This is a genomic window from Duganella sp. GW822-FHT06D06 (genome assembly GCF_058799615.1).
In genome coordinates this window covers 352,646-374,245 of record NZ_JBXALQ010000006.1, presented here as the reverse complement: position 1 = coordinate 374,245, position 21,600 = coordinate 352,646, and the positions used below count along the sequence as shown (strand labels likewise).

General features: G+C 61.2%; 18 protein-coding genes and 2 pseudogenes. 11 read left to right on the top strand and 9 right to left on the bottom strand.

Features of this window, described 5'->3' with window-relative positions:
- The first annotated feature begins 47 nt into the window (after positions 1 to 47).
- The 3 genes from AC1RMD_RS14380 to AC1RMD_RS14370 all read left to right on the top strand — a co-directional run bounded on the left by AC1RMD_RS14380 (position 48) and on the right by AC1RMD_RS14370 (position 4,442).
- Positions 48 to 2,171, top strand: coding sequence for a TonB-dependent receptor plug domain-containing protein (locus AC1RMD_RS14380; RefSeq protein ID WP_492927293.1), 2,124 nt, complete (start codon positions 48 to 50; stop codon positions 2,169 to 2,171).
- Positions 2,172 to 2,188: 17 nt separating this feature from the next.
- Positions 2,189 to 3,295 (top strand): acyltransferase family protein, encoded by a 1,107-nt coding sequence (locus tag AC1RMD_RS14375; RefSeq protein ID WP_492927292.1) that lies wholly within the window; start codon positions 2,189 to 2,191, stop codon positions 3,293 to 3,295.
- Positions 3,296 to 3,377: 82 nt separating this feature from the next.
- Positions 3,378 to 4,442, top strand: a complete 1,065-nt coding sequence (locus tag AC1RMD_RS14370; RefSeq protein ID WP_492927291.1) for a patatin-like phospholipase family protein — start codon at positions 3,378 to 3,380, stop codon at positions 4,440 to 4,442.
- A gap of 37 nt (positions 4,443 to 4,479) precedes the next feature.
- On the opposite strand, the gene AC1RMD_RS14365 is transcribed toward AC1RMD_RS14370, so the two are convergent.
- Entirely contained in the window at positions 4,480 to 4,827 is a 348-nt protein-coding gene (locus AC1RMD_RS14365) for a hypothetical protein (protein WP_492927290.1), read from the bottom strand.
- Between the two features lie 144 nt (positions 4,828 to 4,971).
- Between AC1RMD_RS14365 and AC1RMD_RS14360 the strand changes: the two genes are divergently transcribed.
- On the top strand, positions 4,972 to 6,060 hold the full coding sequence (locus AC1RMD_RS14360) for a type II asparaginase (protein WP_492927289.1): 1,089 nt from the start codon (positions 4,972 to 4,974) through the stop codon (positions 6,058 to 6,060).
- Here AC1RMD_RS14360 and AC1RMD_RS14355 read toward each other — a convergent pair.
- Positions 6,054 to 6,689: a flavin reductase family protein gene (locus AC1RMD_RS14355; RefSeq protein WP_492927287.1), complete on the bottom strand. Its 636-nt coding sequence runs from the start codon at positions 6,687 to 6,689 to the stop codon at positions 6,054 to 6,056. The genes AC1RMD_RS14360 and AC1RMD_RS14355 overlap by 7 nt on opposite strands.
- Positions 6,690 to 6,775: 86 nt before the next feature.
- Here AC1RMD_RS14355 and AC1RMD_RS14350 point away from each other — a divergent pair, with 86 nt between their 5' ends.
- Together AC1RMD_RS14350 and AC1RMD_RS14345 are read left to right on the top strand one after the other, a co-directional pair.
- Positions 6,776 to 7,504 carry a substrate-binding periplasmic protein gene (locus AC1RMD_RS14350; protein ID WP_492927286.1) on the top strand — a complete coding sequence of 243 codons (729 nt, stop codon included), beginning with the start codon at positions 6,776 to 6,778 and terminating at the stop codon, positions 7,502 to 7,504.
- Between the two features lie 81 nt (positions 7,505 to 7,585).
- On the top strand, positions 7,586 to 8,023 hold the full coding sequence (locus tag AC1RMD_RS14345; protein WP_492927284.1) for a GNAT family N-acetyltransferase: 438 nt from the start codon (positions 7,586 to 7,588) through the stop codon (positions 8,021 to 8,023).
- Here the strand turns inward: AC1RMD_RS14345 and AC1RMD_RS14340 are convergent, their stop codons facing one another.
- Positions 8,024 to 8,869 carry a type 1 glutamine amidotransferase domain-containing protein gene (locus tag AC1RMD_RS14340; protein WP_492927282.1) on the bottom strand — a complete coding sequence of 282 codons (846 nt, stop codon included), beginning with the start codon at positions 8,867 to 8,869 and terminating at the stop codon, positions 8,024 to 8,026.
- A gap of 102 nt (positions 8,870 to 8,971) precedes the next feature.
- Here AC1RMD_RS14340 and AC1RMD_RS14335 point away from each other — a divergent pair, with 102 nt between their 5' ends.
- Positions 8,972 to 9,868 carry a LysR family transcriptional regulator gene (locus AC1RMD_RS14335; protein ID WP_492927280.1) on the top strand — a complete coding sequence of 299 codons (897 nt, stop codon included), beginning with the start codon at positions 8,972 to 8,974 and terminating at the stop codon, positions 9,866 to 9,868.
- On the opposite strand, the gene AC1RMD_RS14330 is transcribed toward AC1RMD_RS14335, so the two are convergent.
- The gene (locus AC1RMD_RS14330) at positions 9,865 to 10,353 is read right to left on the bottom strand and encodes a septal ring lytic transglycosylase RlpA family protein (protein ID WP_492927279.1); all 489 of its coding nucleotides are present in this window, start codon (positions 10,351 to 10,353) and stop codon (positions 9,865 to 9,867) included. The two genes, AC1RMD_RS14335 and AC1RMD_RS14330, sit on opposite strands and share 4 nt — an antisense overlap.
- A gap of 125 nt (positions 10,354 to 10,478) precedes the next feature.
- On the opposite strand from AC1RMD_RS14330, the gene AC1RMD_RS14325 reads away from it, so the two are divergent.
- The 3 genes from AC1RMD_RS14325 (at position 10,479) to AC1RMD_RS14315 (ending at position 16,223) form a co-directional block, all read left to right on the top strand.
- Complete coding sequence (locus AC1RMD_RS14325) at positions 10,479 to 11,912, top strand: aldehyde dehydrogenase family protein (protein ID WP_492927278.1); 1,434 nt, start codon at positions 10,479 to 10,481, stop codon at positions 11,910 to 11,912.
- Positions 11,913 to 12,081: 169 nt separating this feature from the next.
- Complete coding sequence (locus AC1RMD_RS14320; RefSeq protein WP_492927277.1) at positions 12,082 to 14,019, top strand: CocE/NonD family hydrolase; 1,938 nt, start codon at positions 12,082 to 12,084, stop codon at positions 14,017 to 14,019.
- Between the two features lie 101 nt (positions 14,020 to 14,120).
- A complete protein-coding gene (locus tag AC1RMD_RS14315) occupies positions 14,121 to 16,223 on the top strand; it encodes a TonB-dependent receptor (protein WP_492927276.1) in 2,103 nt (700 codons plus the stop codon).
- Between the two features lie 126 nt (positions 16,224 to 16,349).
- On the opposite strand, the pseudogene AC1RMD_RS14310 reads toward AC1RMD_RS14315, so the two are convergent.
- The 4 genes and pseudogenes from AC1RMD_RS14310 to AC1RMD_RS14295 form a co-directional block, all read right to left on the bottom strand.
- Positions 16,350 to 16,674, bottom strand: a pseudogene (locus tag AC1RMD_RS14310) (DUF6691 family protein).
- Complete coding sequence (locus AC1RMD_RS14305) at positions 16,674 to 17,099, bottom strand: YeeE/YedE family protein (RefSeq protein WP_492927275.1); 426 nt, start codon at positions 17,097 to 17,099, stop codon at positions 16,674 to 16,676. The pseudogene AC1RMD_RS14310 and the gene AC1RMD_RS14305 overlap by 1 nt, the downstream one beginning before the upstream one ends.
- 61 nt (positions 17,100 to 17,160) lie before the next feature.
- Positions 17,161 to 17,865, bottom strand: a complete 705-nt coding sequence (locus AC1RMD_RS14300) for a hypothetical protein (RefSeq protein WP_492927273.1) — start codon at positions 17,863 to 17,865, stop codon at positions 17,161 to 17,163.
- A 92-nt stretch (positions 17,866 to 17,957) separates the two neighbouring features.
- A complete protein-coding gene (locus tag AC1RMD_RS14295; RefSeq protein ID WP_492927271.1) occupies positions 17,958 to 19,118 on the bottom strand; it encodes a Fic family protein in 1,161 nt (386 codons plus the stop codon).
- Between AC1RMD_RS14295 and AC1RMD_RS14290 the strand changes: the two are divergent.
- Positions 19,119 to 19,477: pseudogene (locus tag AC1RMD_RS14290) on the top strand (transposase); the annotation flags it as partial.
- 449 nt (positions 19,478 to 19,926) lie between these two features.
- Here the strand turns inward: AC1RMD_RS14290 and AC1RMD_RS14285 are convergent.
- Positions 19,927 to 21,234, bottom strand: a complete 1,308-nt coding sequence (locus AC1RMD_RS14285; protein WP_492927270.1) for a hypothetical protein — start codon at positions 21,232 to 21,234, stop codon at positions 19,927 to 19,929.
- Positions 21,235 to 21,600: the final 366 nt, after the last annotated feature.

The window sequence follows — 21,600 nt, the reverse complement described above, 5'->3', positions numbered from 1 at the left end:
TGCGGCAAGGAGGACTGTCGCCCGCGTTTTTGAAGACAAGGAAGAAAATGCAGCTACACCATATCGCCGGCGGCCTGCTGCTGGTCGCCGCCAGCGCGCACGCCGCCGACAGCGAACCGCAGCAAGTGAAAGTCAGCAGCCAGCGCGCCGACCAGCGCCAGCGCGAAACCACCACCAGCATCGTCGTCAACCACGAGGACATCGTACGCCAGGGCGAGCAGACGCTGGCCGACGTGCTGAAACGCCTGCCCGGCATCAGCATCACCGGCGTGCCCGGACGCGGCGGCACGATCAGCATGCGCGGCCTGGGCAACGGCTACACGCAGATCATGCTCAACGGCGAGCCTGTGGCGGCAGGCTTCTCGCTCGATTCGGTGGAGCCCGAGATGATCGAACGGATCGAAATCATGCGCAGCGCCACGGCGGAATTGAGCAACCAGGCGGTGGCCGGGGCGATCAACATCATCCTCAAGAAGTCCATCCGGCGCGGCCAACGCACGGTGAGCGCCAGCCTGGCGCGGCACGCGGGCGTCGATACGCCGGCGCTGTCGGCCACGCTGTCGGACCAGGATGGCGGCTACTCCTACAGCCTGGCCGCGGCGCTGACGCGCAATCGCAGCGCGGCGACGTTCAACGACCTGGAAGAACTGAGCGATACGCGCGGCGCCCTGATTGAGCAACGCCGCACGGCCAAGGTGGAATCCGGCCGTGCCGACGCCCTCACCGTCACGCCGCGCCTGAACTGGACCTTCGCCGGCGGCGACACGCTGACCTGGCTGGGCTTCGCCAATCTGCGCCGCGTCGACAAGATGCATAGCGAGGACGAGACCGCGCTGACAGGCCCGCACAGCGAGTTTCCGCGCAACCTGCACCATTTCGCGGCCAATTTCCGCATGCTGCGCAGCGACCTGAATTGGACGCATCTGTTGGAGAACGGCGCCAGGCTGGAAACCAAACTAGGCCTGAGCGACAACCGGCGCAAAGGCGGCTTCGACTTCAACGGCATGGACGCCGACGGCAAACCCACCGGCCGCCACCACGTCGACTCGGGACCGTCGGAGACCAGCGTGACCGCCAGCGGTACTTACCGCCATCCGGTCGGCGAACGTCATGCGATTGCGTTGGGCTGGGACGCCAGCCGCGCCGTGCGCAATGAAGACCGCAGCGAAACCCTCTTCGACGCCAACGGAACGCTCACCGGCAGCAACAACGCCGACTATCGCGCCAATGTCAATCGCATGGCCTTGTTCGCGCAAGACGAGTGGCAGGTCACCGAGCGCTATTCGCTGTACCTGGGCCTGCGCCACGAGAGCCTGTCCACCTCCAGCCGCGCCGACGCCGCCAACGCGCCCGACGCGCTGGACTTGCGCTCGCAGGTGTGGAGCCCCTCGCTGCAATCGCGCTATCAGTTGCCGAACAAGGATGTGCTGCGGTTTGCGCTGAGCCGCACGTACAAGGCGCCGCCCCTGGCGCAGCTGGTGCCGCGTCGCTACACCAACGACAACAACAATAACCAGACCAATCCCGACGAACAGGGCAATCCCAATCTGCGACCGGAACTGGCCTGGGGCATGGACGCGGCTTACGAACACTATCTCGGCGCGGGCGCGCTGCTCGGCGCCAGCACCTATATAAGGCGCATCCGCGACGTGACCTTGACCCGCTTGTTCCAGCAGGACGGCGAGTGGGTCGAAGCGCCCTTCAACAGCGGCAACGCCAGCGTGCGCGGGATCGAGCTGGAAGCCAAGCTGCCGCTGTCGCCCAAGCTGGACCTGCGCGCCAACCTGGCGCGCAACTGGTCGCGAATGAGCAGCGTGCCGGGGCCAAACAACCGTCTCGAGAACCAGGTGCCGTTCACGGCCAACCTGGGCGCCGACTATCGCCTGGCCGACGCGGCGTGGACTTTCGGCGGGAACCTGAACTACCAGGCCGGCGGCCCGGTGCGGCAATCGGCGCTGGTACAAATGAACACCAGCCCGAAACGCGAGCTGGATCTGTATGGGCTTTGGAAGATGGATGCGAAGACGCAGCTGCGCATCTCGGCAAGCAACCTGCTGCGCCAGCAGTCCAGCGAATCGCACCAATACGCCAATGAAGACGGCCGCCGCTACCGCATCTCGCAAACGCCGACCAGCGCCACGCTGCGCATCCTGCTGGAACACCAACTTTGAACGGATACATCCACCCAATGAGAAACAACCATATCGACACCCTGCGCGGCGCGGCCATCATGTGCGTGCTGGTGCTGCACTTTACGCTGGCCTACGGATTGAAAAACAGCCCACTGGGCGACATCCTGCCTGCCTGGCTGCTGCGCGCGGCGTTGCAGGGGAACTTCGGCGTGACGATGTTCTTCACCGTATCCGGCTATCTGATCACATCGACATCGCTGCGGCGCTGGGGCAGTCTGGCGCAGATCGACATCCGTACATTCTATTTATACCGTTTCGCCCGCATCATGCCTTGCCTGCTGCTGGCGTTGGCGATCATCGTGGTGCTGGGCAGTGTCGATGTGCCGTTCTTCTCCAATTCGGACGGCGACGTGGACCGGCCGGCCAGCTACTTCTTCATCGCCGCCGGTTCGGTGCTGACGTTCTGGCACAACCAGCTGATGCAAACCGCCGGCTACTTCAACTACTGCCTCAATGTGTACTGGTCGCTGTCGGTCGAGGAGATGTTCTACCTGCTGCTGCCCTTGTCATGCCTGCTGTTGCGCCGCAACTGGCTGATCGTGCTGCTGTGCTGCGCGGCCATCGTCGCCGGGCCGATCTACCGCAGCCAGCACCCCGACAACGAGATCTTTTTCATGTACGGCTACCTGGCCTGCTTCGACGCCATCGCCATCGGCTGCCTGACGGCGATGCTGGCGCACCGTGAAGTGCCGAACGCGCGCCAGGGACGCGCGCTGCGCATCGCAGCCGGCATCGCGCTGGCGGCGCTGTACCTGCGCGGCATCGACGGCCACCAGGTGTACGGCTTCACGCTGGTTGCGCTGGCGAGCGGAGTTTTCCTGCTGGGCAGTTCGGCGAAAGTGACGACGGCGGAGCGCGCGCCGCGCCGCTCGGTGCTGCGCTGGTTCGGCCAGCACAGTTACGAGATCTACCTGTTCCACATCATCGTCCTGGCTGGCATGCGCAATGTGGTGGTGGACAAGGAGCATCTGAGCTACGGCGCCAGGCTGCCATGGCTGCTGCTGTTCCTGTGCCTGACGGCGCTGGCCGCCGCCCTCGTCGCCCGCTATGTCTCCGAACCGGCCAACGCAGCGCTGCGCAGGACACGGCGCACAAGCCTGTGAGGCCTGTTGTGGTATGGTTCGGTTTATGACGCGAGCACAAATTCAACCTTGGCAACAATCGTATAAACCGTATAAACGCTGCATGGTGCTGGGCGGGGGTGGTTTCCGTTTTGGCATCTACATCGGCATGTACGCCGCGCTGCGGCAGGCGGGACGCGCTCCCGATGTGCTGCTGGCCAGCTGCGGCGGCGCGATCGCCGCCACCATCATCCACAACCTGCCCGACCCGGAGGCGCAGCGCGCCTGGTTGTCGTCGCCGGAGATGTACCAGTTCTGGTGCAGCCTGAAATCGACCCAGCGCGCGGACCTGATGGGCAGCTTGATGCGCGCCGCCAAGCGCAAGCTGTCGACCGCCAGGGCGCCCGTGATCCCCGACCTGTTCAGCGATTATCTGTTCGAAATTCCGCCGCAGCTGCCCTTCCCGCCCGCCACCGGCACGCCGCAGGTGGATGTGGCCATCATCGGCGGCAAGCTGCTGTTCGACGAATCGCAAGTCGGCCAGCCGCGCGCGGGACGCAAGCTGTTCGCGCAAACGGTGTTCTGCGGCGAACAGGCCGCGGCGCTGCTGCACAACATGAAATCGCCGCTGAGCGACAGCCGCTGGGGCCAGCACGCGGTCGCGCATGACCTGCTGGTCGACGGCAGCGTGCCGCTGACCGACGCCGCCCGCATCTCCATCGCCGACATGATCTACTTCCGCTGCCAGCAGCATCGCGGCCAGGAGTACATCGGCGGCGTGCTGGATCTGTTCCCGGTGGAGATCGCGCGCCGGCTGGGCGCGGAAGTGATCATGGAGTTCAAGGAAGCCTTCGACCAGGTGTTTGCGATTCCCGCCTGGCGCTCGGTGCTGGGCATCGACGGCAATGCGCGCCTGCGCTACGCCAACACCCACCTGGCCGACATGCGCATCGACACCTCCGACGTGTCGCTGGTGCTGGCCAAGCAGCAGTTGCAGCAGAAGCTGGACTGGCGCCGCAACCGCATCGAGCTGGCGATGCCGCCTACCTACGACACCTTCGTCCAGCACATGAACGACCAGTGGCAGTACGGCTACGACCGCGCGCTGGAGGCGCTGGCGCACGCGCCGGGCAAGCATCCGGCGATCCGCCGCTCCACCCGCCACAGCAAGCCGCTGCGCAGCGTGTGATCATGATAGCGCTAAACACGCAAGGCGGCAGACCGGGCTATCGGCACAGCTGGTTCCAGTTTTGCTCGAATTCGGCCGGCGACACGTCCTGCGCCAGCAGGGTCAGGTCGCGCGCCACCGAGATGTAGCGCTGGTAGCCGATGTAGGTACCGAAGGCGTCCTTGGCGTTGAACTCGCCGCAGGTGGCGCCGCCCTTGCCGACCACCTGGTTGCGGAACATCGCCGTCGACGGTTCGCGCACCTTTTCCTTCACATACTTCTCGCCCAAACTGGTCAGCGTCGCGGCTTCTTCTTGCCGCTTGTCCGCCGCGCTCTTGCCGCAGGCGGCCAACACGGCCATCAGCGCCAGCACCGCGACCCTGCGCGTGGTGTTAGCAAAAATCATAATGTGTTCTCTTTTTAATTATCTTGCAGCAATTATCTATCTCAGCATCATCTCATACCACCCATAACGCGGCAACGGCGCGCATTGTTGACAGCCGGGCTATTTGTTACTATCCCAAGCTTAATAACCAGATCAGGAGATCGCATGACGCACCCTATTCCAGCACGGTTCCTCAAGGCAATGTTAGCCTGCGCGGTATTGCTCAGTGCCTATGCCGGGGCAGCTGAAAAAGCCGCCGCCCCGCTGGCCCACGTCACCATCCTGGCCACCGGCGGCACCATCGCCGGCAGCGGCGCCACCAGCACCACCACGGTCGGCTACACCGCCGCCACGGTCGGTGTCGAGCGCCTGATCCAGGCCGTGCCGGAACTGGCCAAGGTGGCCCAGGTCAAGGGTGAGCAAGTGTTCCAGATCGCCAGCGAAAACATGAGCAACGAGCATTGGCTGACCCTGGCCAAGCGCGTCAACGTGCTGCTGGCCCAGCCCGATGTCGACGGCATCGTGATCACCCACGGCACCGACACGCTGGAAGAAACCGCTTACTTCCTGGACCTGGTCGTCAAGAGCAAGAAGCCGGTCGTGCTGGTCGGCGCCATGCGTCCGGGCACCGCGCTGTCGGCTGACGGCCCGATCAACCTGTACAACGCCGTGCTGCTGGCGGCCAGCCAGGAAGCCGTCGGCAAGGGCGTGCTGGTCGCGATGAACGACCAGATCCACGGCGCCCGCGACGTCACCAAGACCAACACCTCGACCCCGGACAGCTTCAAGACGCCGGAACTGGGCATGCTGGGCTACTTCCAGGGCAACAAGCCTTACTTCTACCACGCGTCGACCCGCAAGCACACGGTCGACACCGAGTTCGACATCAGCAAGCTGGACGCGTTGCCGCAGGTCGACATCGTCTACGGCTACGCCAACGTCAGCCCGGTCGCGCTGAACGCATTGGTGGCCGCAGGCGCCAAGGGCATCATCCACGCCGGCGTCGGCGACGGCAGCCTTGCATCGAAAGTCTTGCCTTCGCTGACGGCGGCCCGCAAGCAAGGCGTGCTGATCGTGCGCTCGGCCCGCGTCGGCCAGGGCATCGTGGCCCGCAACGGCGAAGCCAACGACGATGAGCTGGACTTCGTGGTTTCCGATACGCTGAACCCGCAAAAGGCCCGCATCCTGCTGATGCTGGCGCTGACCAAGACCAGCGACAGCAAGGAAATCCAGCGCATGTTCTACAGCTACTGATCAGTAGGGGGATAGTCTGGCCGCCGCATGCGGAACAGACTGTCCCGCTTGATCTCGAAATAATCGGCCGGGCCGCCGCCACGCAAGATGGTCTGCGAGCCCGCCGTGTCATACACACCGTCCTGCAGCGAGCTGTGCGCGATGTGCACGCCCACCACTTCCCCCATGATCAGCCAGCCGTCGGTCGGCGCGCCGGACGCGTCTTGCAGACGGATGATCTGCGTGCATTGGCATTCGAAGGCCACCGGGCTCTCCGCCACGCGCGGCACGCCGACGATGGTCGACGGCGCCGGCGTCAGGCCGGCCAGCGCGAACTCGTCCACTTCAGGCGGCGCCGCCACGCAGCTGGCGTTCATCGCCTCAGCCAGCGGCCGCGTGGCGAGGTTCCACACGAATTCCCCGCTCTGCTCGATGTTGCGCAGCGTGTCCTTGCGGCCCTGGCTGGAAAAACCGATCAGCGGCGGCTTGTAGTTGAAAGCGTTGAAGAAACTGTAGGGCGCCAGGTTCAGCGCGCCGTCGGCGCCGCGCGAGGAAATCCAGCCGATCGGGCGCGGTCCGACGATGGCGTTGAAGGGGTCATGCGGCAGGCCGTGGCCCAGTGCGGGTTGATAGAAATAACGGTCTTCCATGGTAGCTCCAAAGGACGCTGGCGCGCCGGTGCGGCATTTTCGCACACGGCCATGGCGCCTGCCCGGGCACCCGGTATGATAGCCACATGAGACTGATTACTTTATTTTTCACCGGCCTGTTGCTGGCGGCGCCAATCCGCGCCGAGGAACTGGTCTACGTGGTCTCCATGGGTAGCGCGATGCCGATGACCGAGATCCGCGATGGCATACTGGTGGGTGGCTTGCTCAAGCAGTTCGGCGATGCGCTGGCGCGCGAGCTGCACCTGACGCCGCGCTACCTGGCGGTGCCGCGCAAGCGGGTGGAGGCGCCGCTGGCCGGCGGCCAGGCCGACATCCTGTGCGACCTGCGGCCGGAATGGCTGGATGGCAAGGACTGGCTGTGGTCGGAAGCGATCTTCACCAACAACGAGATCGTCACCACCCGCATCGATACGGCGGCCGTGCGCCGGGTGGGCGAGCTGCGCCGGCAGCGCATCGGCACCATACTCGGCTACCGCTACGCCCACCTGGAACAGCCGCTGGGCGAGGAATTCATCCGCGACGACGCCTCCAGCGACGACCTCAACCTGTCCAAGCTGTTGCGCAAGCGCTTTGTCTACATGCTGACCAATTCCCTGTATTTCGATTATCAGCGCAAGGTACATCCGGAGCGGGCCCTGCTCAATCCGGTGGCGTTCAAAGTCACTTCCTTCGACACCTACTGCGCGCTGCCGCAGCGAGGCAAACTGAACTTGCCGGCGCTGGACAAGGCGATCCAGGCGCTGAAACGGCGCGGGGAAATCCAGACCATGCTCGACCGCTTCCGTCCAGGCTGATGCAACAATTTATACAAATTATTGCTTGCCTTCCAATCGTGCGCGCTTCAAGCTAGGTGATTCCCTTAGCCTGAAACACCTATGCCCCTGGAATTACAATTCGTCCCGCTCAAGTCAGCGATCCCGGCCAAAGTGCTGCACGCCTACCGCCAGGACGCCAACTGGCCGTCGAACCCCGAATTGCCGCATGACCCACGCGGCCGGGTGGTGTGGGTCAGCGTGGAAACGAACGGCAAGCAAATCGCCATCGCCCGACTGGAGCTGGCGCCGCCCGAATTCTGCGCCGTCAGCGAGGTCATCGTCCGCAGCAAATACCGGTCGCAGGGCGTGGGCCGCTGGTTCATGCATCGCATCGAACAATATTGCAACAGCTTCGGCATACGCCGCCTGGTGTTGCAAGCCGCCAACGGCAGCGAAAAATTCTACGAATCCTTGTCCTTTCGCACCGATCCCTACCTACCGACGTTGCTGAAAAAAGACATCAATCCGCTGCTGCCGAAGATGTTCGTGGCGCGCTGATCAGCGCTTCAGGCGGGCCAACAGCTGGTCGGCGACGGTGCTGGCCGAGGCCGGATTCTGGCCGGTGATCAGCTCACGGTCGACCACCACCCAGTTTTGCCAGCTGGCGCCGCTACTGTAGGCGCCGCCGGCCTTTTGCAAGGCATCTTGCGGCCAGAACTTCATCGCGCCGCCGTTCAGCATGCCTTTCGACGCCTCCTCCTCGGCGTTGCTGAACACCGTCATCTTGTAGCCGGCGTAAATCCAGTCCGGCGCCTTGCCGGCGTGGGCACCGCGCTCCAGCGTGGCCGTGAAGCGCTCCGGCTGCGGCAGCGCCGACAGCAAGGCGATCGGACCGTGGCACACCAGCGCGGTCGGCTTGGCGTTGGCGTGGAAGTCGTTCAGCAGGCGGCCCAGCGCGGCGCTGTGCAGCAAATCCTGCATGGGCGCATGGCCGCCAGGGATGTAGACGGCGTCGTAGCGGCCATAGCCGTTCTGCTCGACGCGCGCCAGGCTGATGACGGGCGTATGCTCGACCGAGGTCAGCTGCAACTTCTCCAACAATTCCACATGCTGGCGCAGGCTGGCGTCGTCATTTCCAAAGTACGTTTTATCGAGCGAGCTGCGGTCCACCGTCGGCGCCTTGCCCAGCGGCGTGGCGAAGGTCACGGTGTGGCCGGCGTCCAGCAGCTTTTTGACCGGCTGCATCAATTCATTGGCGTAGAAACCGGTGCTGAAGCTGCGCTGGTCGCGCAGCGCCAGCTGCGATTCGTCGGACAGCACGACCAGTACATGGGCGGCGTTGGCGGCGATGCCGGCCAGGCCGAGAATGGCGCCGGCGGCGATTTTATGGATGGTGTTGTTCATGGCAGTGCTCCTATGGTGGTAAGTCAGTAGCGTTACTCTATTGATGCCTGTAGAGTGTGTAAATAACCAGAAAATCAAATCATTTGTTCTTGAAAGGCGTGAATGAGCAGGCAATTCGACCATCTGGCCGATGTGGAAGCATTCGTGACCATCGTCGACCAGGGCACGATCAGCGCGGCGGCGGTGACGCTGGGCACCACGCCGTCGGTGCTGAGCCGCGCCGTGGCGAGACTGGAAACCCGCCTCGGCGTGCAACTGATGCGACGCACCACCCGTCGCCTGAGCGTGACCGAGGCCGGCAAGCTGTACCTGGAACAGGCGCGCAGCGCGTTCGGCCTGATCGCGGACGCCGAGCGCGCGATCCAGGGCCAGGGCGGCGAATTGTCCGGCACGATACGCCTGAGCGCGCCGACCACTTACGGCCACTACCGCTTGCCGCAATTGTTGCGGCCTTTCATGGAGCGCTATCCGAAAGTCGTCATCGAGCTGAGCATCTCGAACCGCAATGTCGACCTGGTCGCCGAAGGCTACGACATGGCGATACGCCTGGGCGAACTGGCCGACAGCGGCCTGGTGGCCCGGCGCCTGGACGATGCACAGCTCTGCCTGGCGGCCTCGCCCGACTACCTGCGCCGCGCCGGCACGCCGCAGAACCTGGCGCAGCTAGCCGGCCACGCCTGCCTGCCCTTCACGCTGCCCAGCACGGGGCGGCAGGCGCCGTGGCTGCTGCGCGAGGATGGCCGCGACATCGACTGGCTGGCGCCGCCGCGCATGCGGGTGGCCGACGATGTGCTGGGCGTGGTGTCGCTGGCGCAGCAGGGCTTGGGCATCTGCCAGATCTACGATTTCGTGGTCGCGGAAAAGCTGCGCAGTGGCCAACTGGTGGAGTTGCTGCCGGACTTGCGCGGCCGCAGCCGGCCGTTTTCGCTGATTTATGCGCCGCACCGCCGCATGTCCGCCGCCTGTCGCGCGCTGATCGACGGCATCGCGCCGGCCTAGCGCGATTTGTCGGGCGGGGCCGATGCGGCCTCGGTCTTGGGCGGCAGTTTGAGCGGCGTGACTGCCACCGGCGCCACCCCCTCTTCCTTCATGTCCAGCTTGTCGGCGGTCTTGGGGGTGACGTCGATGATGCGGCCGTCCACATACGGGCCGCGGTCCTTGACCACCACCACCTCGCTCTTGTTGTTGTCCAGGTTGGTGACCTTGGCGACCGTCCCCACCGGCAGCGTCTTGCTGGCGGCGGCGTTGCTGTCGGGCTTCATGGTTTCGCCGTTCGCCATTTTCTTGCCGTGGAAGCGGCGGCCATAGTAGGAAGCCTTGCCTTTGCGGGTTTTGCCGGAACGGTCGAGATGATGGCCTGATGGCGGCATCTTGCGCGCTGTTTGCTTTTCCGCCTGAGCCTGCTTCTCGGGTGCCGCCTGCCCGTGTGCGGCCAACAGCAGGCACAACGCCGGTCCCAGCAACAATGCGCGCAAAGTCTTCATAGGCCGCATTGTAGGCCGTTTGGGCGGCACGCCACGCCCGATAGATCATACTAATCAAGCGCTTGCTTGCTGCAAAAATTGCAGCAATAATGGTCCTCCAACATATAACAACAGGGACAGTGGCGATGAATGAAGCGGACGTGCAGCAGATCAAGACGGCATTCGACGCCCAGCAGACCACCGCGCTGCGCTGGCGGGAGTCGAGCGCGGCCGAGCGCATCGCCCGCGTCAAACGTCTGCGCGACGCCATGATGGCGCAGCGCGAAGCGTTCTACGTAGCCTTCCAGCGCGACTACCGCAAGTCCCCGGCCGAGGTCGAAGCGTCCGAATTCCTGCCGGTGATGGAGGAAATCCGCCAGGTGCTGGGCGCCCTCAAGCGTTGGATGAAACCGCGCCGGCACTGGCCCACCACCACCATGCTGGGCACTTACGCCTCGGTGCAATACCAGCCGCGCGGACGGGTGCTGATCATCGCGCCGTGGAACTATCCGCTCAGCTTGTGTTTCGGTCCGCTGGTATCGGCGCTGGCCGCCGGCAACACGGCGATCATCAAGCCGTCCGAAATGACGCCGGCCGTGTCCGCGCTGATGGGGCGCATCATCGCCGACGTGTTCAAGGCCGACGAGGTGGCGCTGTTCGAAGGCAGCCAGCCCACTTCGCACGCGCTGCTCCAGCTGCCCTTCGATCACATTTTCTTCACCGGTTCGCCGTCGGTCGGCAAGCTGGTGATGGCCGCCGCCGCCCAGCACCTGGCCAGCGTGACGCTGGAGTTGGGCGGCAAATCGCCCACCATCGTCGATGAAACCGCCAACCTGAAGCTGGCGGCGGAAACGCTGATGTGGGGGAAGTTCCTCAACAACGGCCAGACCTGCGTGGCGCCCGATCATGTGTACGTGCACGCCAGCGTCAAGGCCGAGTTCGTCGCAGCCTGCCGCCGCGTGCTGCAACAGCGCTACGGCGCCGACGCGGCGGCGCAAAAGCGCAGCCCCGACCTGACTCGCGTGGTCAACCAGCGCCACACCCAGCGGCTGGCCGGGCTGCTGGCGGACGCGCTGCAACGGGGCGCCGTGGTGCACACCGGCGGCGACGTCGACGCGGCGCAGTGCTATATCGCGCCGACGCTGATCGAGCAGATTCCGGCCGGCGCGGCGATCCTGTCGGAGGAAATCTTCGGCCCGCTGCTGCCGATCATCGAATACCGCGAGCTCGACCAGGTCATCGCCGCCATCAACGCCGCGCCAAAACCGCTGGCTTTGTACGTGTGGAGCACGCGCCAGGCCAATATCGACCAGATGCTGAAGCAGACCAGCTCGGGCGGGGCCTGCGTCAATCATTGCGTCGCCCATTTCGCGCATGGCAACCTGCCTTTTGGCGGCGTCAACAATTCGGGCATGGGCAGCGCCCACGGTGAATACGGATTCAAGACCTTCTCGCACGAGCGCGCGGTGCTGCGCGCATCGCCGCTGATGCTCATCAAGCTGTTCTTTCCGCCCTACACGCAAGGCCGCTTGCGGCTGATACGGCTGGTGGTCGACTCGTTGAAGCTGCCAATGCTGTGACCGCCAGGTTGTTAACAAATTCTGTGGATAAGCCTGTTAACAAGCGTCAAGCGCGGTAGCCAAGTGGCTGTTTAGAAAGGGAAAACTTTCACTGCGCAAATTTGTCGCAGTAAAAGTTATCCACTGGCATTACACTGGGCGGGTTTGACTTCTCATTCACAAGGAAATCATGAAACCCCGTCTTACCGCCCTTGCCCTCGCCCTGATACTGGGCGGGCTTTCCTGCCATGCTGGCGCCGCCGATGCCGCCGCCGCGCCGAAATACAGCCTGCGCGAACACTACACCAAGTACGAGTTCCGCATCCCGATGCGCGACGGCGTGCGTCTGTTCACCGCCGTCTACGTGCCCAAGGCCGCCGGCAAGAGCTATCCCTTCCTGGTCCAGCGCACGCCATACAGCGCCGGAGTACAGTCGGGCGGTGAGTTGCACTACGGCGTGGATTTCTACCCTGAACACATCGGCCCCTCGCAGGACTTCGAGGACAGCGGCTACATCTTCGTCAAGCAGGATGTGCGTGGCCGCTACATGTCCGAAGGCAAGTGGATCGAGATGACGCCGCACGTCCATCCCAACCGCGCCAAGGGCCAGGGCAACGAAAGCGAGGACATGCACGACACCGTCGAGTGGCTGCTGAAGAACGTCGCCAACAACAACGGCAAGGTCGGCATCCTGGGTACCTCCTACCCCGGCTTCTACACGTCGGCCAGCATCATCGATTCGCACCCGGCGATCAAGGCGGCGTCGCCGCAGGCGCCGGTGACCGACCTGTACATGAACGACGACTCTTATCACGGCGGCGCCTTCATGCTGGCCGCCAACTTCGATTTCTACTCGGCCTTCGTCGAGGCGGAGAACCCGACGCCGCTGCCGAAGACCTGGGATCACTTCGACTACGGCACGGCCGACGGCTACGAATTCTTCCTGTCGCACCTGACCTTGTCCAACATCACCGCCACCATGACGCCGAAACAGCGCGCCCTGCTGTTGCCGACCATCGAACACACGAGCTACGACGAATTCTGGAAAACCCGCAGCATCGCGCCGCACCTGAAGAACATCAAGGCCGCCGTGCTGACCGTGGGCGGCTGGTACGACGCCGAAGACCTGCAAGGCCCGCTGACCACCTACAGCAGCATCAAGCGCAACAATCCCGGCATCTACAACGGCCTGGTGATGGGTCCGTGGTCGCACGGCGCCTGGGGCCGCGCCGACGGCAAAAACCTCGGCTATGTCAAGTTTGACGCCAAGACCGGCGAACAGTTCCGTAGCAACATCCTGTATCCTTTCTTCGAGCAACACCTGAAAGGCGCGGCCAACAAGAATGTGTCGGAAGTGTATGCCTTCGAGACCGGCAGCAATGTCTGGCGCAACTACGCCGCCTGGCCGCCCAAGCAGGCGCAGCCGCGCACGCTGTTCCTCGGGCCGAACGGCACGCTGAACTGGAAGCAGCCGGCCACCGGCGAAGCCTACGACGAATATGTGGCCGATCCGCGCAAGCCGGTGCCGTTCACGGCCTATCCTGCGCTGGGCGCCCCCAAGGAATACATGGTCGGCGACCAGCGCTTCGCCTCGACGCGGCCGGACGTCCTGACCTACCGCAGCGAGGTGCTGGAAGAAGACGTCACGCTGGCCGGCCCGGTCAAGCCCAAGCTGTTCGTTTCCACCACCGGCACCGACGCCGACTGGGTGGTCAAGCTGATCGACGTCTATCCGGCCGCCTACCCGGGCGCGGGCGGGGACGACGAACGCGGCCCGGACGTGCCGAAACCGACCTTGACGATGGCAGGTTATCAACAACTGGTACGCGGCGACCCGCTGCGCGGCAAGTTCCGCAACAGCTTCGAGAAACCGGAGCCGTTCACGCCCGGCAAGGTGGAAGCGGTCAACTATGCCATGAGCGACGTCAACCACACTTTCCGGCGCGGCCACCGCATCATGGTGCAGATCCAGAGCTCCTGGTTCCCGCTGGTGGACTTGAATCCGCAGACGTTCGTCGATATTCCAAAGGCCAAGCCGGAGGACTTCCAGAAAGCGACGCAACGCGTGTATCACGCGCCGGCGATGTACTCCGGCGTCGAAGTGCTGGTGTTGCCCGGCTTGCGCTAATCATTGCTTTGGGGGCATAATTCAATTGATAACCATTCTCATCTAGCCAGCCAACCTTTCGTCCAACGAAGTAGCCAGCCACACACTACTTCAAGGACCCCATGGCACTGAACAAGAAACCGCTGGCATTGATGCTGGCCAGCCTTACCCTCACCAACGCCGCGCTGGCGCAAACCGGCGCGGCGCCGGAGCAGACGATGGCAGTCGTCACCGTCACCGGCGAAGCCGATGCCGGCTACCGTCCCACCACCGCCACCAGCGCCACCAAGATCGACGCGCCGCTGCGCGATATTCCGCAAACCGTCAACGTGGTGCCGCAGGCCTTGCTGCGCGATCAGGGCGCGCGTTCGCTCCAGGATGTGCTGAAAGCCGTGCCCGGCATCGGCATGTCGACCGGCGACGGCCAGCGCGACCAGGTGACGATCCGTGGTTTCAGCGCCATCAGCGACCAGTTTATCGACGGCATGCGCGACGATGCGCTGTATTTCCGCGACCTGTCGAATGTCGAGCAGGTCGAGGTGATCAAGGGCCCGGCTTCGGTGTTGTATGGCCGCGGTTCGTCCGGCGGCATGATCAACCGCATCACCAAGAAGCCGGGCATGGACCGTAGCGAAGTCAGCCTGCAAGTGGGCAGCTGGGGCCAGAAGCGCGGTGAATTCGACCTGGCGCGCAATCTGTCCGAGCGCGGCGTGGCTTTCCGCGTCACCGGCGCGGTGGAGGACGCCGATAGCTATCGCAACCAGCAATTCCTCAAGCGCGAGACCGTGGCGCCGTCGCTGCAGTTCAAGCTCGGCGTGGACACCCTGTTGCTGCTGCAAGCGGAATACCTGCACGACAAGCGCCTGACCGACTTCGGCATCCCCTCCTATCAGGGCCGCGCGGTCGATGTACCGCCGGGCACCTACTACGGCGCCGCCAACGCCAAGGATTTCGACTACAACGAATCACGCGTACACGCCTTCGGCTTTACGCTGGATCACCGCTTCAATCAAAAGTTCTCGATCCGCAATGCCTTCCGCCATTACAACTACACGCTCGACCGCAACAACACGCTGATCGGCTCCGTCAATGAAGCGGCGAAAACCGCCTCGCTGACGCGCGGCAACGTGGCGCGCGACGAAGACGGCTACACCAACCAGACCGAACTCACGCAGCACGCGGAACTGGCTGGTATGCAACACCAACTGCTGTACGGCGTGGAATTCGGCAAGCAGAACAAGGACCAACTGGTGCGCTCGCAGGCCAACGTTGCTACCGTGCCATTGTTCAACCCAATCTCCCCGGTTGTGCCATTTACGGCCGGCGGTGCGCCAACGGCGAACAATCTGGGCATTTTCAAGGTCAGCAGCGCCTACCTCCAGGATCTGGTGACGATGTCGCCGCAATGGAAGGCCCTGGCCGGCGTCCGCTACGACAAGTTTGAACAGGAAACCGTCGAGCGCCGCGTCGGCGTCGCCAGCGTGGCCCGCACCGACCGCAACTGGAGTCCGCGTGCCGGCCTGGTGTATCAGCCCAGCCTGGCCCAGTCCTACTACGCCTCGTTCAGCCGCTCCTTCCAGCCGTCCGGCGAAGGTTTCGCGCTGGCGGTCAATAACGCCGACATCGCGCCGGAGGTCACCAAAAACAAGGAAGTAGGCGCCAAATACGATCTATTCGGCGGCCGCGCCTCGGCCGGCGTGTCGCTGTTCCAGTTGACGCGCACTAATATGAAATCGAGCGACCCCGTCACCAACAAGCTGATTCCACTGGGCACCCAGCGCACCAACGGCCTGGAACTGACCTTCAGCGGCGATCTGGGCGACGGCTGGCAGGCCTGGTCGGGCTATTCCTACCTGGATGCGTCGATGCTGACGTCGATCGCCAGGGACGACGGTCAACCGGTGCAAGGCAAGCGGCCTACGCTGACGCCCAAACACAGTGCCAATCTGTGGGCCAGCAAGGCGCTGGCGGGCCACTTCGGCGTAGGCGGCGGCCTGAACTACGTCGGCGAGCGCTTTGCCAATCCGGGCAACACCGTCGTCCTGCCAGGCTTTGTGACGGCGGACGCCATGGCCTATTACCGTCACCGCAACATCGATCTGACGCTGAACGTGATGAATCTGCTGGACAAGGCCTACATCGTGGCCGGCCACGGCAGCAGCAAAAACCTCATCCTGCCCGGCGCACCGCGTTCGGTGCAATTGACGGCGCGTTATCGTTTCTGATCGGCTGAGCGTCCGGGTTGTTAACAAATTCTGTGGATAAGCTTGTTAACAAGCCGGACCGGGAAGCGCTAAGCTGCTGTTTCAAAAGAAAAATAAGCCACTGCGCAATTTTGTCGCAGTGGTAACTTATCCACCGCTCCGGCGTTCGATCAGCTCGAAAATACCCATGCCGGCCAGCATCGCCAGCACGAATCGGGACAAAAACCGGCAATTCCCCAGCCCGCGCCAAATAATATCGAACCGAATACCAGACGGCGGTCTATTTTGGTTGCGGTGGATAATTTCAATTCAGCGCCGAACAAAGTCGTTTGGCGGCGGCCGGCATATAAAAACGCAAAGAATCCCACCACTATGGCGCCTCATATAAACCCAGGACTTGGGTGGGATTGGCCATGCCGGAAATAATCAGGCCCAGGTCGAACAGCAATCCACTCAGCAATGCGATAACCATTACAGATGCCTCATCAAATAGACAGGGGCGAAACCGGCCACCATGAACACATTGGTCGCCATGATCGAACGCGGGGATAGCCTGGATATTCCACAAACGCCGTGGCCGCTGGTACATCCGCCACCGTATAGAGTACCGACGCCGACCAACAACCCGGCAATAATTAATGTTGCAGTATCCGCCTCGATCCGAATATCCGGCCAGGCGTAAAATACGCCGTAGGCCATAGGCGTCAGTATCAACCCAGAAACAAAAGCCACACGCCAGAGAATATCGCCCGGGGCCGGGTGCAATAGTCCTCCCAGAATTCCGCTGATGCCTGCAATTTGGCCATTCGCCAGGATCAGCATCGCTGCCGCCACACCGATAAGCATGCCGCCAAGCAGCGCGGACCAGGGCATGAAGCTCAGTGTATCGGTCATCAACTGCAACTCCTACGGACACGCGCCAGAAAGCGGCGCGTACAAGCCAATTGTTGGCATAATTTTACTCTCCCAGCAGGGCCAGGGACTCCAGCCAAGCCGCTTTCCACGGGCGCAGGTCCGGATTGCTGGCAAACGCCTTCTTCAAATGCGACATCGGTACGCGATAAACATCATTCAATCCCAGCGCCAGCGTGACGGGATTCCACAGATGGGTATTCTTGCCGGCCCGCGAATTCTTTCTGACCCGGGCGCCGTCATCGCCGAAAATGCCGATCCCGCTTGCCAGCGATTTCTCCAAATCCAGCCTGGCCATGCCACCGAATACGCGCAGCACCTCATCCTTGGTAATTCCTTTAAGAATCTCCTTGGGTGGCGCGGCGACCACTTCTACTTTCGGGTTCAATATATCTTCCAATAGATTGGCTATATCTCTCTGAAAGAAACGCAGCGCGTCCAATGGCATGGTGATGCCTGGCGGTTTCAGTTTAAATGAAATCCTGTCCGAGTCGCGCGTCATGCGAATTAATACGTCGCTACTGCCGGCGATAAGACGCTGGGTATCCTCGACAAAGAATATCGGCGCCGGATAGCGAGTAATACCTTCGGCAAACAAGCCGGCATATTCCTCCGAATAGTCCAGCCAGACATGGGGAGTCAAACCTGCTTCCAACAAGCGCGCCAGGTTCCATGGCGTGCCGGTCTGTTCACTTAACCAGGAACAGGTTTCTTCGGTGGTCGCATTGTTGGGCAGTGGGCCGGATGTCATTTTCTTCTTTCAGAATGTTCGGATGCCGCAGTGTACCAATAATATGCGAGGTTTAAGTGGCGGGACCGTCCGCCCGCCATGACGGCGTGCCGTCAATTTTGACGCCCAGCGCGAGCGCGGCCACTGGTGGCAGACCTCGGACACGACCAGCAGCGCCATCGCCGCAAGAGCTGCCGCGAGGGCGAGCGCAGCATCATCGGCCGCGTGGTGCGACGCGAGACGGACAGGATGTAGGGTTGGCCGGCCGCGGAAGCCGCCTCGGGATAAAGCCCTGGAAGCAAGAACTGTAGCGCATCCTGCGGCAAGCCAAAGCGCACAGGCCCAAGCGGGGTATCGGTCACCATCAACCCGGTCGCGAGCAGCCAGGATAGAAGCGAGCGCGCGGTCCGCTCGCCCAGGCCGGTCAACTGCGCAAATTCCGCGCGCGTCACGGGACCGGCGGCAAAGACATGATGCAGCGGCAGAGTGGCTTGCGCGCGCAGCGCCTTGTCATGCGCGGAACGGAACCTCACCAGCGCTTCAATCCTGCGCTTCATGCCATCGAGTTCAAGCATGCGGCTCATGAAATTCACCTGGTCCGCGCACATGCCGACGAAATAATCGATCCACTCGACCAAGCCGGCCGTCGTCAAATTCCCTCGTCCGTCCAGATCGCCACGGCGCGGCATGTCGGCGTTGTGCAAGCGAGCATAGTAGTCGGTGACGGAGCGCGCCAGGCCGCGACTCGGCGACCACAGGCCTTCGGAGATGGCCCACAGGGCGCAATGACTTTGCAGGCGCACGGCGCGTCCATTCCCGTCCAGGAAGGGGTGTACCCACGCAGCCCGGTGGCGCAGGCAGGAGATGGCAATCACGGTGGCATCGCTGCCCTTGTGTCCGGCGTACGCCTGGTCCATTCGGTCCAGGAACGTGGCAAGCGATGCGGCCGTGGGCGCCAGGTGATGGCCGATCGTCACATTATCGGATCGCAGTACACCCGGCTCGATGACGCGCTGGTCTTCGGTGATGCGGTCGGCCTCATCCAGCCGGGCATACATGGCCTCATGGGCGCGGATCAGGAAGGCTGACGAGCGCGGGTTTTCGCCGTTGACGACTAGCTGCTCAAGCGCGCGCTCGGGATCGATGTGGGCCAACGCGACCCGCTGCAGATAAGCGATACCAGGCTGATCCGAGAACTCGCGCCGCAAGGCGCGCTCGATGTTCAGCGGATGCGTGCCCTGCCCTTCAATACGGTTGCTGTAGTAGGAGTTCATCGCGAGGTCTATCGCGGCGCTGTGGCTGCCAACTGCGCCAGCAAGGCCAAGCAAGACCTGATGGGCTGGATATCCTGGGCCAGCCGCTGCAGACTTGAACCTTTCAAACGCTTAGCCGTCATCCTCAAGGAGCGCCTGCCCGGCGTGGTGCGCGGCATGCTCGACGTCGCAGCAATGCCTATGTCGAGGCCATGAACGGAAGGCTCCAGCAAACCAAGCGCGCCGCGCGCGGCTTCCGCACCGTGACCAACTTCATCGCCATCGCTTATTTACGCATGGCCAAGCTCAAACACCTGCCGTCCAATCCGCTGCGCGCCGCCGTGCCGCGCGAATACGGCGTTACCCGACATGCCGCCTGAAGTCAAATTCCACTGAAAACGGCATAGAGCCCTTGTTTGCCGACCTTCAGAAAGACCGCCTGCTCGGCTTCGATGTGCAGCTTTTGCTGAGACTCAAGGTGCCGGAACTAAGTTTAAGCAAGTGCTTGAGAGCGCGGCTGAGTGCACGTTGTCCAGTCGCTCTACGGATGGTCGCATCAAAGATGTCATTGAGTTTGTCTGCAAATAGCAGCCCATATCAAAAATAAGATGCGGAGTTTGGCCTGCCCAGCAGGAATCAAACCTGCGCCCCTCAGCTTAGAAGTCAGGTTACCGAATAGAGATTATGCATTGAAAATCAATCGGTTACAGCGCGGTTGCTGGGTAATTCACTGTAGAGTGCCCGAGCGATAACCCATTGATTTCATTCAATCATCTGGTACCGAATTACCCAGATTTTGATGACACTCGGACAATTCCATGCCCCACTATCAAAGCATTCCAGGGGCATCTTCAGGCGACTCAATTGGTTGACCTAAAACCAAAGCTGACCAATCGACGGATTTTCCCAACTCGATTATCCGAATAATCGACCTGGCAGAAACCTTCATGGCTTCCGATAATAGTTCGTTAATTTCCTGATAATCATCCGGCATTATCTGTTTTTTTGATAATTTCCCCCTATGAACAGCAAGTGATCTAAGATTATATATTTTACCAAGGAAATCCATCATTTTTCTTCGCCCTTCAAAACTATTAGGCTCTAACAAATAGGCACCATTTATTTTAAGGCGATATGTAATTTCACTTTTAGATTCGCCATCTATCAGCAGAGACTCTAAGGCAGTTCCAACGTCAATTGCGCGCTCCACCATATCTTCTCTTCTGACTGCAGAGTTTAATCGCTTTAAACCAAGCATTAGTCGGTCTCTCATTTCCGACGGCAATTTAATAAACATAGAAAACAATCGCTCTACATCTTTAATTTCTCCTGGAGAAACTGCCACGGGTTGATTATTAGTAGTCCGGGCAGCACTCTGCCTAGGCGACTGACCCAAGTATCCTTTTAACGGAACCCAGTCCTCAGGTTCATACCAATTCGCGATCGGCACAATGCCACATGGGCCAAATAATGTAAGAAAGCTGATACATTCGTACACCTCCTTTGCTCGCAAATCAATTTTTTGCTCAAACCCCATATCAGCAACATCAAGGTCTAACTTCTGTAGGCCGCTGCCAGAGGTGTATCTACGCACAAGGGCACTGTGCGGGGTAAGGAGGGGCGAAAGAAAATATTCCCATGCTGCGTTGCCAGGAATTAGTTTCTGCGCCATAAGGCGTTCTTGCCGCAGTTGATACGCCTTTTGAAAATTCTCAGACGGGATAGCGTTCAACGGAACAAGGAACAATTCGTCAGATATTTTACAAGGTTCTATAACAGATATCCCTTGAAGCAAGAAAATATGTAAGGTATCTATAGCAGTTTTAGATAAAAAATTATTTAACCTATCAACAACAAAAGATGACGGCTCCACAAGAGCCCTCTCTACCAACCAGTTACCTAGACTATCCAAGCTAGTCGAAGATACATTTAATCCAAAATTAATACCACCCCCATTAAATCGCAACAAAGTGGGCTTTGAGTATAATAAATTTCGGAGTGCGAAGCACGCAGGAGTGGAATAATCTAGCAATACCTTTTCGTAGTAATATTTTACCCCGTCTCCTTCACCAATCACAGCATCTAAAGAGCTAGCCAACTCTATTTTATCAACTTCGCTTAAGCTATTATCTTTCACGCCGTCTCCAAAAATAATATGCCATGGTTTAGTTTTTTTCCGACATCAGGGTCAAATCTGACCTTCAGACATAAGCTCGGCAATGATAGGAAAACTACGGCAAAGCCAGTGTCCGATTATCAGATTTGGTCATGGCGTCCATGCCCCTGCTCAAGTTGCCGCTTACAACTTGCTTGGCTTGCATGCTCCGGCCTTCGCCGTATGTGGACTTAGGGAACCGCTGATTTAATCGATTTTTCGACCCAATCAGCGTTGCAAGTCTTTGATTTTTCAGGTAATGTATTTTCAGGAAGCGAATAAATCAGCACTTCCCTAGCACTTGCATTTCTTCTCGGCCTTGCCGTTTTTGAGAAAAATAATATGCTT

What these genes read in the sequence shown, in the direction of transcription:
- AC1RMD_RS14380 (WP_492927293.1), top strand. Translation starts at nt 48, where the DNA reads ATGCAGCTACACCATATCGCCGGCGGCCTGCTGCTGGTCGCCGCCAGC.
- AC1RMD_RS14375 (WP_492927292.1), top strand. Translation starts at nt 2,189, where the DNA reads ATGAGAAACAACCATATCGACACCCTGCGCGGCGCGGCCATCATGTGC.
- AC1RMD_RS14370 (WP_492927291.1), top strand. Translation starts at nt 3,378, where the DNA reads ATGGTGCTGGGCGGGGGTGGTTTCCGTTTTGGCATCTACATCGGCATG.
- AC1RMD_RS14365 (WP_492927290.1), bottom strand. Translation starts at nt 4,827, where the DNA reads ATGATTTTTGCTAACACCACGCGCAGGGTCGCGGTGCTGGCGCTGATG.
- AC1RMD_RS14360 (WP_492927289.1), top strand. Translation starts at nt 4,972, where the DNA reads ATGACGCACCCTATTCCAGCACGGTTCCTCAAGGCAATGTTAGCCTGC.
- AC1RMD_RS14355 (WP_492927287.1), bottom strand. Translation starts at nt 6,689, where the DNA reads ATGGAAGACCGTTATTTCTATCAACCCGCACTGGGCCACGGCCTGCCG.
- AC1RMD_RS14350 (WP_492927286.1), top strand. Translation starts at nt 6,776, where the DNA reads ATGAGACTGATTACTTTATTTTTCACCGGCCTGTTGCTGGCGGCGCCA.
- AC1RMD_RS14345 (WP_492927284.1), top strand. Translation starts at nt 7,586, where the DNA reads ATGCCCCTGGAATTACAATTCGTCCCGCTCAAGTCAGCGATCCCGGCC.
- AC1RMD_RS14340 (WP_492927282.1), bottom strand. Translation starts at nt 8,869, where the DNA reads ATGAACAACACCATCCATAAAATCGCCGCCGGCGCCATTCTCGGCCTG.
- AC1RMD_RS14335 (WP_492927280.1), top strand. Translation starts at nt 8,972, where the DNA reads ATGAGCAGGCAATTCGACCATCTGGCCGATGTGGAAGCATTCGTGACC.
- AC1RMD_RS14330 (WP_492927279.1), bottom strand. Translation starts at nt 10,353, where the DNA reads ATGAAGACTTTGCGCGCATTGTTGCTGGGACCGGCGTTGTGCCTGCTG.
- AC1RMD_RS14325 (WP_492927278.1), top strand. Translation starts at nt 10,479, where the DNA reads ATGAATGAAGCGGACGTGCAGCAGATCAAGACGGCATTCGACGCCCAG.
- AC1RMD_RS14320 (WP_492927277.1), top strand. Translation starts at nt 12,082, where the DNA reads ATGAAACCCCGTCTTACCGCCCTTGCCCTCGCCCTGATACTGGGCGGG.
- AC1RMD_RS14315 (WP_492927276.1), top strand. Translation starts at nt 14,121, where the DNA reads ATGGCACTGAACAAGAAACCGCTGGCATTGATGCTGGCCAGCCTTACC.
- AC1RMD_RS14300 (WP_492927273.1), bottom strand. Translation starts at nt 17,865, where the DNA reads ATGACATCCGGCCCACTGCCCAACAATGCGACCACCGAAGAAACCTGT.
- AC1RMD_RS14295 (WP_492927271.1), bottom strand. Translation starts at nt 19,118, where the DNA reads ATGAACTCCTACTACAGCAACCGTATTGAAGGGCAGGGCACGCATCCG.